9 protein-coding genes are annotated in these 12,686 nt (G+C 68.9%); 4 read left to right on the forward strand and 5 right to left on the reverse strand.

Annotation, left to right across the window (positions count from 1 at the left end; genetic code table 11):
- Window positions 1-71: 71 nt before the first annotated feature.
- The 5 genes from FHU13_RS08490 to FHU13_RS08510 form a co-directional block, all read right to left on the reverse strand.
- Complete coding sequence (locus FHU13_RS08490) at window positions 72-1,814, reverse strand: response regulator (protein WP_183435441.1); 1,743 nt, start codon at window positions 1,812-1,814, stop codon at window positions 72-74.
- Window positions 1,796-2,257 (reverse strand): response regulator, encoded by a 462-nt coding sequence (locus FHU13_RS08495; protein ID WP_183435442.1) that lies wholly within the window; start codon window positions 2,255-2,257, stop codon window positions 1,796-1,798. Before FHU13_RS08495 ends, FHU13_RS08490 begins: the two co-directional genes overlap by 19 nt.
- Window position 2,258: 1 nt before the next feature.
- Window positions 2,259-4,514 (reverse strand): ATP-binding protein, encoded by a 2,256-nt coding sequence (locus FHU13_RS08500; protein ID WP_183435443.1) that lies wholly within the window; start codon window positions 4,512-4,514, stop codon window positions 2,259-2,261.
- Window positions 4,515-4,812: 298 nt separating this feature from the next.
- On the reverse strand, window positions 4,813-6,036 hold the full coding sequence (locus FHU13_RS08505; protein WP_183435444.1) for an acyl-CoA dehydrogenase family protein: 1,224 nt from the start codon (window positions 6,034-6,036) through the stop codon (window positions 4,813-4,815).
- A 319-nt stretch (window positions 6,037-6,355) separates the two neighbouring features.
- Complete coding sequence (locus FHU13_RS08510; protein ID WP_246714564.1) at window positions 6,356-8,782, reverse strand: hypothetical protein; 2,427 nt, start codon at window positions 8,780-8,782, stop codon at window positions 6,356-6,358.
- 128 nt (window positions 8,783-8,910) lie between these two features.
- Here FHU13_RS08510 and FHU13_RS08515 point away from each other — a divergent pair, with 128 nt between their 5' ends.
- The 4 genes from FHU13_RS08515 to FHU13_RS08530 are packed head-to-tail and all read left to right on the forward strand — an operon-like array spanning window position 8,911 to window position 12,685.
- Entirely contained in the window at window positions 8,911-9,936 is a 1,026-nt protein-coding gene (locus tag FHU13_RS08515; protein ID WP_183435445.1) for an ABC transporter substrate-binding protein, read from the forward strand.
- Between the two features lies 1 nt (window position 9,937).
- Window positions 9,938-11,158 (forward strand): sulfite dehydrogenase, encoded by a 1,221-nt coding sequence (gene soxC, locus FHU13_RS08520; RefSeq protein WP_183435446.1) that lies wholly within the window; start codon window positions 9,938-9,940, stop codon window positions 11,156-11,158.
- On the forward strand, window positions 11,148-11,720 hold the full coding sequence (locus tag FHU13_RS08525) for a c-type cytochrome (RefSeq protein ID WP_183435447.1): 573 nt from the start codon (window positions 11,148-11,150) through the stop codon (window positions 11,718-11,720). Before soxC ends, FHU13_RS08525 begins: the two co-directional genes overlap by 11 nt.
- Window positions 11,717-12,685 (forward strand): aliphatic sulfonate ABC transporter substrate-binding protein, encoded by a 969-nt coding sequence (locus FHU13_RS08530; RefSeq protein WP_183435448.1) that lies wholly within the window; start codon window positions 11,717-11,719, stop codon window positions 12,683-12,685. The genes FHU13_RS08525 and FHU13_RS08530 overlap by 4 nt, the downstream gene beginning before the upstream one ends.
- The last annotated feature ends 1 nt before the right edge of the window (window position 12,686 follow it).

A 12,686-nucleotide genomic window follows, 5' to 3' on the forward strand; every position in this document is an offset into this window, starting at 1 on the left:
TGCATCCAGGGCCTGCGGCTTGTCCACGGCAGCGCCCTGTTCCCCACTAGCATCTCGCTGAAGCACGCCGCTCAAGCGCTTCGATTACGGTCCGAGACGAGGCGCAAGTGCGGCATCGGCCTCGCCGCAAGGGTCGCGGCCACCTTGCGTTCGAGCTCACCGTCCTGAAACGGCTTCTGCACGATGGCGTCCGCACCGACCGCGCCGGCTTGGGTCAGCGCGTCCTTGTCGGCGTAGCCGGTGACGAACAGGACCGGCACCTCCGGCCATCGCTTGCGGATCTCGGTCGCGGCCTCCGCCCCGTTCATTCCGGGCATTGCGAAGTCGATGACGACGAGGTCGACGCAGGAATCGGCCTCGAGAGCCACGAGCGCCTGCAGGCCCGAGGCCGCCTCTCGCACTTGGTAGCCCGCTTCGCTGAGCCGAGTCGCGGTCACCTCGCGCACCCAGCCGTCATCGTCGACCACGAGGAGCATCGGCTGCGTTCCCGGTGGGCGGGAGCGGGCCCAATCGGCGTTGGAGACCGTGACCGGCACCGTCACGCCCTCGCTCTCGGCGCGCGGCAGGTACACCTTGAACGAGGTGCCCTCCCCGGGAACCGTGTCGACCCTGAGGCCGCCACCGGACTGCTTGACGAAGCCGAAGACCTGCGCAAGGCCGAGGCCGGAGCCCTTCCCCACCGCCTTGGTCGTGAAGAATGGCTCGAACACCCGGGCCAGCACCTCCGGCGTCATACCCGTCCCGGTGTTGCTGACCGAGATCATCACGTATTCTCCCGGGCTCGGCTGCTCCGGCCGGGTCGGCGCCTCCGTGACGGCGACGTTGCCCGTCTCGATAGTCAGCCGGCCCCCGACCGCCATCGCGTCCCGGGCATTGATGGCGAGGTTGAGGATCACAAGCTCGATCTGAGTGGCGTCGACAAGGGCCGGCCACAGGTCGGCCTGAAGGGCGGTCTCGATCCGCACCGCACCGCCGATCGAGCTCTGCAGCAGGTCGCGCATCGAGGCGACCGTCCGGTTCAGGTCCACCGGCTTCGGCTCCAGCCGCTGGCGGCGCGAGAAGGCCAGGAGCTGCGCGGTCAAGCTGGCGCCGCGCGCGGCCGCGCCTCGCATCATCGCGAGGCGCCGCTTCGAGCGCTCGCTCGACACGTCCCGTTCCAGGAACTCGATGTTGCCCGCGATGACCGTCAGCAGATTGTTGAAGTCGTGGGCCACGCCGCTGGTCAGCTGCCCCACAGCCTCCAGCCGCTGCATCAGGCGCAAGGCCTCCTCGGCGCGCTCGCGCTCGACGATCTGCTGCTGGAGCGCGGCGTTGGCCTCGGCGAGTTCGCGAGTGCGCTCGGCGACATGGACCTCAAGCGACTGGTTCAGTGCCTGTAGGGCGGCTTCTGCCACGCGCTTCTCGGCTCTGGTTCGAGCCTCGGCAAGGGCGCGCACCACGATGTGCGGCAAACGGTCGATCCGCTGCTTGGTCACGTAGTCCGTGGCACCGTCCTTCAGCGCCTCGACCGCGATGTCCTCGCCCAGCGTACCGGAGCAGAATACGAACGGGATGTCGGGGCACTGTGCCTGCGCGATGCGGAACGCGCTGATGCCGTCGAAGGTCGGCAGCACGTAGTCCGCGAGGATGAGGTCATGCCGGTCCGGCCGAGCCTCGGCGGCGAACGCGTCGCGTGTGATGACCCGCTCGATCCGCACGGGATGTCCGAGGCGTTCGAGTTCGGCCTCGATGAGTTCTGCGTCGAGGTCGCTGTCCTCCAGGTGGAGGATGCGCAGCGGGCTCGCCCGGCGTCCGATTACGCGTTCGATGGCCATCCTCCTCTGCGGGTTGGCGGCTCGTTGAGGAGCGCCCAGAAAACGCCGATCTCGCGGATCGCGGCGAAGAACTCATCGAAGGCGACGGGCTTCACCACGAAGGCGTTCACGCCGAGATTGTAGGACCGGACGACGTCGGTTTCCTCGCGCGAGGATGTCAGCATCACCACCGGGATGCCGCGGGTGTCCGGGTCGCCCTTCACCTTTGCCAGCACCTCAAGACCATCGACCTTGGGCAGCTTCAGGTCGAGCAGCACCACGGCCGGATCCTGCTGCCGACGCCGCTCGTGGGTGCCTCGGCGGTAGATAAAATCGAGCGCCTCGGCACCGTCGCGGCAGATGACGATCTCGTTGGCGAGCTGACTCGATTCAAGCGCGGCAAGCGTGAGCTCGATATCGTTGGGATTATCCTCGACGAGAAGGATCGGCTTCAGGGCCGCCATTTCAGTTCGCCTCCTCGCGGACCGGCAGGGTGAAGTAGAAGGTCGCGCCTTCGCCGAGCCGGCTCTCCGCCCAGGTCCGACCGCCGTGGCGCTCGACGATGCGCCGCACGTTGGCGAGGCCGATGCCGGTCCCCTCGAATTCCTCGACTCGGTGGAGGCGCTGGAACACGCCGAACAGCTTGTCGACGTAGGCCATGTCGAAGCCGACGCCGTTGTCGCGCACGAAGAAGACCGCCTCGCCGTCGTGCGGCGGCAGCCGGCCGACCTCGATGACCGCCGCCGCCTCGTCACGGCTGTACTTCACCGCGTTCGAGAGCAGGTTCTCGATGACGAGCCGCAACATCGCCGGATCGGCGTAGACGCGACCGAGCGGGCCCACCTCCCATCGCACGGTCCGGTCCGGCGCGACGTCACGGATCACCCTGCGGCGAACCTCCTCGACGAGCGCGTTCAGGTCGCCGGAGACCTTGTTCAGGGCGTGCCGCCCCATCTGCGAGAAGGTCAGCAGGTTGTCGACGAGAGTCCCCGCCGAGAGAGCGGCCTCGATGATGGTGTCGACGTAGTGCCGCCCCTTCTCCGTGAGGTTGGGGCTCTCGCGATTCTTCAGCAGATTGGCGTAGCCCACGATGTGCCGGAAGGGCGCGCGGAGATCGTGGCTCACCGAGTAGGAGAAGGCTTCGAGCTCCTTGTTCGAGCGCTGCAGTTCCTCGCTCATGGCGGCCAGTTCCTCGGCCCGGCGCAGCACGATGCCCAGGACCGAGGCGCGCAGGTCTTTCGCCGCTTCGACCTCCGGCAGCGACCAGGGCAGCGAACGGCCCTTCAGCGTTTCCTTCCAGGTCTCGAACGACTTGCGCGGGTGCAGGCGGTCAGGGCCGCCCTCCGGGCCGGGACGGGCCGCCTTCACGGGATTGCCGCCCCACTTCACGGTCCGCACCACCTCCGGCCGGAACCAGAGGATGTAGCTGGCGTAGCGCTTCGAGACCGAGATCGCGAGGAGGCCACTTGCCCGGTCGGCGATGCCTTGCGCCCGCGGAAACTCCTCCGCCAGCGCCTCGGTCACGAAGACGTCCTCGGCCTCGCCGCGCGCCGACAACCACTCGTAGAGGGCACGCACTTCGCGCTCTGGAGGAGCCGAGCCCAAGAGCCGGCAGCGGTCGGCAGTGACGACGGCGGCGCCCGAGGCATTCACGAGCGCGAGGACGTCGTTCGGATGGTTGAACAGGCCGTCGACGAAGCTGTCCTCCTCGGCCATGAAACCGAGGAGGCGCGCCTGGACCGCGCTGAGCGCAAGGCGTTGCTCGGCCTGCTCGCCGCGAACCTTGGCAGAGAGCTGCAGGGCGAAGACCTGGGTGAGGAAATCGCAGGCGTTGCGCGCCTGCAGCGGCACGCGCTTCGGCAGGCCGTTGTGGCACGAGACCAAGCCCCACAGCGCCCCGTCCACCAGGATGGAGACCGACATGGACGCCATCGTGCCCATGTTGCGCATGTACTCGACATGGACCGGCGAGACCGACCGCAGCACCGATTGGCTGAGATCGAGCGGCTTGCCGGAGGGCGTCGTCGCCGGCCGGATCGGAACCGGCGCGTAGCCGGCGTCCGGGATGATGCGCAGGCGGTTGCGCCGGTAAAGTTCGCGCGCCTGGGCAGGAATGTCCGAGGCGGGGAAGCGCAGGTCGAGATAGGAGGGCAGCACGCCGTTGCCGTCCTCGGCGAGCACCGTGCCGTGCCAGTCCCGGTCGAACCGGTAGACCAGCGCGCGGTCGAAGCCGGTGATGTGACGGATGTCCGCGGCGAGGAGTTGGCAGAGATCCTCGACGCTCGGGGCGGTGTGAAGCCTCTGCACGAAGGCGCGCAGGCGAGGGTTCAGCGCGTCAAAGCCGGCCTCCCCGGAGGCGTCGTCGGTCTCCTCCAGTTCGAGAACCAGGAGGTCGCCGACCCGGTGCGCGGCGATTTCGTAAGCCTGCCGCGTGGCCCCGGAGCCCAGCGTGACGGTGCGCAGATACTGGGCACCGTCGAGCTCGCCGCCGGTGTCGAGGTAGCGGCGTGCGAGCGCGGCCAGCTCGGGAAAGGCGTTCTCCAGGGCTGCGCCGGCCGACGCAGCGACGGGAGCATTGGCGCTCGCCTGGGCGACCACGAGAGTCCGTGCGTCTAGGGCAAGGAGGAAGCCGTGGGGTTGGACGCTGCCGACGATGTGGATCGGTTCCCGGTCGCAGGCAGTGAGATCGATATGCTGGGTGGTGTCACTCGCTCGGTTCAAATCTGACTTTCCCCCGAGCGGCGGCCTGCTGGGCTCGACTTCTTCCGTAGCAGGCCGGCCGTGCCGCTCAAAGGGCGACAGAGGGTCACGATAAGACCCGCCCCGATCACGTTTCTTCGGCGAAGGTCAGAACAGGCTTGCCTGGTTCAAGCATCGCCGTCGCGGAGGCTTGCCCGGATACAGGCGCCTCCGGGCGCTACGGCCTTGCCCCGACTGGAAGACGCCGCGCGATTAGTGACGTTCGTCAGCGCGGCGCAAAACATCTCCGATCAATGTGACGGGACTTGGCAGGCCCCTGTCACGCCGTCCCGACGCGATACTCGCGCGGCGGCGGGGTGCCGTTGATCGCGAATGCGCCGACGCTGCGCTCGCGGTAGATCCGTGGGTTGTGCGAGGTCAGCGTGCGGGCATTGCGCCAGTAGCGGTCGAGCCCGTGCTCGGCCTTCACGGCGGAGGCGCCGAGCGCGTCGAACAGCACGGTCGTTGCCTCCAGCACGAGGTTCGTCACCACGGTCACGGCTTGGTTGACCTCGACATCGGCGAGCGCCGAGGCCGGCTCGGCGGCCTCCCGCCCCTGCGCCTGCGCTACCTCGGAGGCGCGCTGGACGCTCTCGGCCGCCTTCAGCACGATGGCGCCCGCGGCATAGGCATTTCCCCGCACCCGGCCCACCACCGCCTGAACCTGCGGATCGTCGGCGGTTCGCGCGGCATTGCCGTGGCTGTAGACCCTGGCGCGGGCCGCGACCAACCGGGCCGCATCCTCGGCCGCCGCACGGCCGATCCCGGCGAGCGTGGCCAGATGCACGAGCTGGAAGAAGGCCATGGCATAAGGAAAGCGCGCCGTCTCCGGCTTGATCATCTCCGGCGCCAGTACGACTCCGTCGAAGCGGGCGGTGCCGCTCGCGGTCAGCGCCTGCCCGAAGCCGTCCCAGTCGTCCTCGATCGTGACGCCGGGCGCGCGAGTCGGAACTGCGGCCACCACGGGCGCGCCCGCCTCGTCCTGCGCCGAGAGGTGGATCCAGTCGGCGAACAGAGCGCCCGTCGTGTAGAATTTTCGGCCGTCCACTACCCGCTCGCCACCGTGTTGGCGCACCACCGTGTCGAACTGCCCGACCTTGGCCGACCCCGTCTCGGACACGCCGCTGCCGACGGTCTCGCCCGCGGCGAGCCGGGCGATCCATCGGGCACGCCATTCCGGCGAGGCAGCGGTCAGCACATCCTCTGTGAAGCCGAAATGCGCGCGCAGCGCGTTGGTGACATTGGAATCGGCCGCCGACAGCTCGATCAGCAGGTTGAACAGTTCGGGCAGGCTCGCGCCGTGCCCGCCCACCTCAGCGGGCAGGCGCAAGGTGGTGAAGCCCCCTTCCTTCAGCCAGGCAAGTTCGGCATGGGGCAACCGACGCTCGACGTCCCGCGCGACGGCAGTGGCGCGGATCTCGGCGAAGACCGGTCTGAAGCGCGTAGCGAGTACCTCGTAGCGTTCACTCGGGCCGGCCCCCCAGCCTGCATCAACCTGCGACATCGTCCGGTCACCCTTCGCTACCCGCCGCCAGCCCGGCCCGCGAAAGCGACTCCCGACTGCGTCCCGTTCCCGAAATCGGCTATTCTTGCTCCAAGCTCAAGCAGAACTGCGCGATTACGCTTGCGAGCCAGCAATTTCGCAAACATCAACTCTATATATGACGTTCTATAGACGGTCGTTCCTGCTGTTCGACATGAGCGAGAACAACATTTTCGTCGTTTCAGCGACGCATCTTCAGGCTCAGATTCCGGGCGGGCGTTTCATCGAGGACGACACGCTGACCGTCGCCCTCGTCTCGCCGTCAAACGGAGATCGACGATCATCCTGCCGCGTCTTCCTTCGCATCGCGCCCGTTCTCGAAGGTGATGAACTGCGCCGATGACCAGACGCGGCCGCCATCGCGCTGGCGACCCGAAAAATAGACGGGCCGGAAGCCGAAGGCCGCGTTGTCCGGCTCCAAGTCGATGTGGCCGGCGACATCCCGCGGCAGCGGCTGTTCCGTCAGGCGCTCAAGAGCCAGGAACAACCCCGCGCCGCCGAGATCGCGCCGCAGGGCGCCTGCCTCGATCAACTCGCGGCCGCTGCATTCGAAGCGGAAGTCCGGCGCGTGGACGAAGGGCGCGGGCCGGCGTGGATCGCCGACCTTCACGAAGCCGCCGATCGTCCCCCCGACCAGGATGCGACATTCGCCAAGACCGCAGACGTCGATCTCGATGGCGTCGCTGTCACCGTAGGTCTCCGAGCGGAAGGCGATTTCGGTCGGGCCGGAGCGCCACGCCGCCTCCTCGGCATGTTCGAAGCCCTGCGCGCTCACCCGGCGGATGGTACCGTTGAGGATGCGGATGCGACCCTCCCAAGATGCCCAGCGATAGCGGTCCCGGATGCGCGCGCCGCCGAAGCGCAGGCGCACCAAGCGCTCGGACAAGCCGAGCTCGGCGTGGAGATCTCGCCGCCAGATCTCGCCGGTGTGGTCATGCGCGCTGAGCTCCTCCCAACCCGCCTCGCCGAGGAACCGGTAATCGAGCCGTGCGGGGCCCACGTTCGTGAAGGCGTCGCCCTGACGGTGCGGACCGCTCCGGACGAGGACCGCGCTGCGCTCGCCGGTCGTCGCGAAGGTGTGGCGCGCCCGCAGTGCCCGGCCGACGGCGCGACGGTCGAGGCGGTCGGAGAGAATACCGGTGAGCCCGCCGCGCACGCCGAAGACCTGCACGCCCGGCGCGCCGCCGCCGGGCCGGCCGCGATGCTCGTCGCCGTTAGCGCAGACGCCGAGCCGGTAGCCCCGCGCGATCACGTCCTGATAGAGCCAATCGAACTGGCCCCAGGCGGAGGCGATCTCGACCAGCCGCTCGAGTTCGGGATGGTGCCAGTCGGGAATGTAGCGGCGCCCGCCGACATGCGGGATGACGAGGTGATGTTCCGGGTCATGCCCGTAGGCCGCCCAGAGATCCTCGACCGGCCAGCGACCGACCTCGACGCCCTTGCCGCCCATGCTCTCGTTCCACAGGAAGGTCCGGTTGTGCTCACCCCGCTCGTTGTGCGGAAAGCCCGGTGGATCATCACCGAGGAACAGCACCTGATGGTCGCCGCCGGCAGTCGAGCTGCCGCACCATTCCTGCACCGCGTAGGCCACGAACCGCCCGGGGGCATCGAAGGTGGCGGTCACCGCCACGCCCTCGCGCCACGCTTCGTCGGTGATCTGGAAGTCGTTGGCCGTGTAGCCGTAGACATCGAGCCCGGCCACGTCGCGGGCATAGGCAGCGTTGTAGGCCGGGCTGTTGGTGCCGACCGTGTCGTGGGCGTGGACGTGGAGATCACCGTAGAGCGCGCGCACCACCGGCGCGTCAGGAAGCCCCGTGACGAAGGCTATGCCCTCCGAACCATCGCGGGCGCCGGGACGCGCGGCAGCGATGCGCAATTCTCCCGAGGCGCCCGGCAGATCCTCGACCCGCAGCACCGCCCAGCCCTCATCCGGCACCGCGTGCTGGCGCCGATACACCTCGGCCCCGCCCTGTGACGCCGCGATTTCAACGGACCCGCCAAGGTCGCGGACGACGTTGCCCCAGCGGTCGAGCAACGCCACGGTCAGGGGCGGTGCGATACCCTCGGCCACAAAGCGGGGAGCGCCGAGTTGGATCCGCGCCGGGGGTCCCGCAACGATCGCGATGACCGGATCGCCCGGCACCGCCACGTAGCGTGAGGTGCCGAGCGGATCGACGTAGCAGCGGAAGCGAAAGCCGTCCTCGACGAAGGTCTGGACGCGGGTGCCCGGCCCGCCGGCCCGTCGATCGCCCAGCCGGATGACGATGCGGTCGCCCGCATTCAGATAGCCGTCGACGACGTCAATGATCACCGCCTTCTGGAACGGCCGTTCGTGACCCTTCTGGTCGAAGCGGACGCTGAGCGATTGCACGGAGGCGGGCGACTGGCCCGGCACGAGCGGGCCGGCCTCGTACTCGGCGCTGACGTAGTTGGCGGACGACGGGTCGGCGGTCTGGAACAGCGCCCAGTCGGAGTAGAACTTGAAGGTGGCCTTGAAAGTCGCCCCGTCTGCGATGCCGCAAGCGCCGACCTCGTAGGTCAGCTCAATCTCGTGCCAGCTTCCCGCAACCAGCGTGTCGACGTTGCAGCGGACCGAGCCGAGGAAGGGGCGGTCCTTGAGCGCCTCGTAGAGCCCGGACGGCGCCACGTGCTCGCCCAGCCGCGCCCGACGCGCGCTCTCGTCCTGGATCATCAATCGGCCCTTCATCTCGCACTGTTGTGCGATCGGGCTATAGCCTCAGCACAGTCAGAAGTCTTGCGTAATCGGGTCAATTGTTCATAATGCAGACGGGTCTAGACAGATCTTATCTTTATCTCCCAAATAAAAGAACGATCATGTTGTCTCAAGTCATCCGGTGGGCGATTCTTCTCCTCGTCACTTCAGGGACCTGCGCCGCGCAGACGCAGCCGCTTGCCGTGCGAATCGGGGCGATACCAGTGCTCGGCGCCGCACCGTTGTTCGTCGCGGAGCGGGAGGGCTGGCTCAGCGCGGGTGGACTGAAGCCTGCGGTGACGCTGTTCGATTCCGGGCCGAACGCCGTGCAGGCGGCGGCGAGCGGAACGCTCGATGTCTACGTTGCCGGTATCACGCCGGTGGCGATTGGCCGGACCCGGAGCGTCGACCTGCGGGTGGTGGCCGCCACCGCGGTCGGCGAGAGCGTGCTCGTGGCTGGCGCCAAGCTCGCTGGTCCGCTCGCCGACGGCGCGGCGCCGGCAGCAGCCTTCCGTCGCTTCCGGGAGGAGACGGGCCGCCCGGCCAAAATCGCGACACAGCCGCTCGGCTCGATTCCCTACACCAACCTGTCCTACTGGCTGCGCGAGATCCACCGGGTCGATCCGGCCGACGTGCAGATCGTGACCCTGGGTATTGACGCGGCCCAGCAGGCGATCCTCGCCGGCGCTGTCGATGCCGCGACGGTGCGGGAGCCGGGTCTCAGCATCATTCGCGAGCGCAACCCGCAGATCCGCTTGGTCGCGGGCGGCAACGACCTGTTCCCCGGGCAGCCAGGGACGGTGGTGGCGGTCCGCGGCGCCTTCCTGGAGCAGAACCCGGCCGCGGTGCGCACCCTGGTCTCGGCGATCGTGCGGGCCGTCGACCTTCTCAAGCGGGAGCCCGAGCGGGCGCTGCCTGCGGTCGAGGTCGCGCTGGGCAAGGGCATCGTCACGGCCGCCACGTTGCGCAAGGCGCTCGCGTCGCCGGCGACTCAGTACGTCGCCGATCCACGCTCCATCGTGGCGGCGACGGGCGCGATGCTGGCCTTCCAGACCACGCTCGGCATCAGTGAGAAGACCCCGCCCACGGACGGACTTTTCGACACCCGCTTCTTCGAGGCGGCCCAGGCCGAGGCGAGCGCGAAGTAGGATGCGCAAGCGAATGGAGAACCGGCGCAGCTTCCTCCGCATGGCCGGCTCACTCGCCGGAGCAGGCGTCGCCACGGGCGCGCTGGCGGAGGCAAACCCCCTCGACGTGCCGCCCTGGACACGCGAGCAGGGCGCCACCGCCCCCGGCTACGGCCGGCCGAGCCCGAGCGAGACGCTCGCGCGCTACCCCCGGCTGCCGCCGCGCTTTCCCGGAGCGTCGTCCACGGTGACGCCGCTCCAGGGCCTGCACGGTATCCTGACGCCGAACGGCCTGCATTTCGAGCGCCACCATGCAGGCATCCCAGCCATCGATCCGGACCGACACCGTCTCGTCGTGCACGGCCTCGTCGAGCGCCCGCTGGCCCTCACCATGGACGACATCGTCCGCTTTCCCGCCGTCTCGCGGCTGCACTTCCTCGAATGCTCGGGCAACACGCCCTGGCTCGGGGCCAAGCCCGACTGGACGGTGCAGGACAGCCACGGCCTGATCTCCTGTGCCGAGTGGACCGGCGTCGAGCTCTCAATTTTGCTCGCCGAAGTCGGCGTAAAGCCGGGCGCGGCCTGGATCTTGGCGGAGGGAGCCGATGCCTGCGCCATGACCCGCTCGATCCCCTTCGATGCGCTCGATGGGGCGATCCTCGCCTATGCGCAGAACGGTGAGCGGCTGCGCCCGGAGCAGGGCTATCCCCTGCGGCTGTTCCTGCCGGGACTGGAGGGCAACCTGAGCATCAAGTGGCTGCGCCGCATCAAGGTCGGCGACCAGCCGTTTCAGACCCGGGAAGAGACCTCGAAATACACCGACTTGATGCCGGATGGCACGGTGCGTCAGTTCACCTTCGTGATGGAGGCCAAATCCATCATCACCGCGCCGTCGGGCGGCCAGCATCTGCACGAGCCCGGTTTCCACGAGATCCGCGGATTGGCCTGGACCGGGCGCGGGCGGATCGCAGGCGTCGAGGTCTCGACGGACAACGGTATCTCCTGGCGGGAGGCGCATCTGGAGGGGCCGGTGCTGCCGCGCTGCCTCACCCGCTTCCGCCTGCCGTGGCGCTGGGAGGGCGGGCCCGCGCGCCTCCTGAGCCGGGCGCGGGACGAGACCGGCTACGTGCAGCCGAGCCGCGAAGCCTTGGTCGCGGTGCGCGGCACCCGCTCCTTCTACCACAACAACGCGGTGTTCGGCTGGAGCATCGAGCCGAACGGGTCGGTGACCTATGCGGTATGAGGCGTTCCTGCCGCTCATCCTGAGCCTGGGTCTCGCGGGTCCCCTCGCGGCCGAGCCCCTCGGCATCGGCAGGCCGGCAAGCTCTGAGACCATCGCCGCCTGGGACATCGACGTGCGCCCCGACGGCCAGGGCCTGCCACCCGGCCGTGGCAGCGTGCGCGACGGAGCGGGCCTCTACGCAGCGCGCTGCGCCGCCTGCCACGGCGCCCGCGGCGAGGGGGCTGCCGCCGAGGCGCTGGCCGGCGGACTGGGCAGCCTCGCGAGTGCCAAACCGCTGCGCACCGTCGGTAGCTTCTGGCCCTACGCCACGACGTTGTTCGACTACGTGCGCCGGGCCATGCCGTTCGATGCGCCGCAATCACTCACGCCCGACGAGACCTACGCGGTCAGTGCCTACGTGCTGCACCTCAACGGCCTGCTGCCCGAAGAGGCGAGCCTCGATGCCACCTCCCTGCCGAGGGTCGCCATGCCGAACCGCGACGGCTTCACCGCCGATCCGCGGCCCGACGTCCCGCCGCCGAGCCCCCCTGCCCGGCCCACCGAGCACACGGAATCCCGATGAGCCTGACCCGCCGCCAGTTCGCCGGCACCCTCGCCGCCGGCCTCACCCTCGGTCGATCCGGCCCGGCCCGTGCGGGCCGGACAGTGAAGTTGAGCTACCAGCGCTCCTCGACACTCCTCACCGTCCTGAAAGCGCGGGGCATCCTGGAGGAGCGGCTCGGCCGGCAGGGATTTGGCGTGAGCTGGCATCTCTTCACCAAGGTGCTCGAACCGATGAACACGGGCGCCGTCGATCTTCACGCGGACGTGGCGGACGCGGTGCCGGTCTTCACGCAGTCGGCTGGTGCCGCACTGACCTTCTACGCCATGGAGGGGGCTTCGCCGCGGGCCGAGGCGATCATCGTGCCCGACGAGTCACCGATCCGGACAGTCGCGGACCTCAAGGGCCGCACGGTCGGCGTCTCGAAGGGCTCGGGCTGCCACTTCATCCTCGCGGGCGCGCTGAAGCGGGCGGGACTTCGCTTCTCCGATATCCGCCCGGCCTATCTGGAGGCGGCCGACGGCCTCGCCGCGTTCGAGCAGGGCGGCATCGAGGCTTGGTCGATCTGGGACCCGTTCCTCGCCATCGTGCAAGCCAAGCGCCCGATCCGAGTACTCGCCGACGCCACCGGCCTCTCGAGCTACAACCGCTACTACACGGTCAATGACAGCTTCGCCGCCGAGCAGCCGGAGGTCGTTGCCACGGTATTCGCCGCGCTGGTCGAGGCGGGCCTCTGGGTCAAAAAGAACCCCAAGGAGGCCGCTGCCCTCCTCGCCCCGATCTGGGGCGACCTCCCGCCGGAAGTCGTCAGCACGGTCAACGAGCGGCGCTCCTACGCGGTCAGGGCGGTCGACAGGGCAGCGCTCTCCGATCAGCAGGCCATCGCCGACACCTTTCACGAAGCCGGGCTGATCCCGCGCCGGCTCGACGCCACGGCCGTGCGGATCTGGCAGCCTTCGGCCGGGCAAGGGACGGGAAGAGGCTGAG

It is taken from the genome of Methylobacterium sp. R2-1 (assembly GCF_014191355.1).
GTDB lineage: Bacteria > Pseudomonadota > Alphaproteobacteria > Rhizobiales > Beijerinckiaceae > Methylobacterium.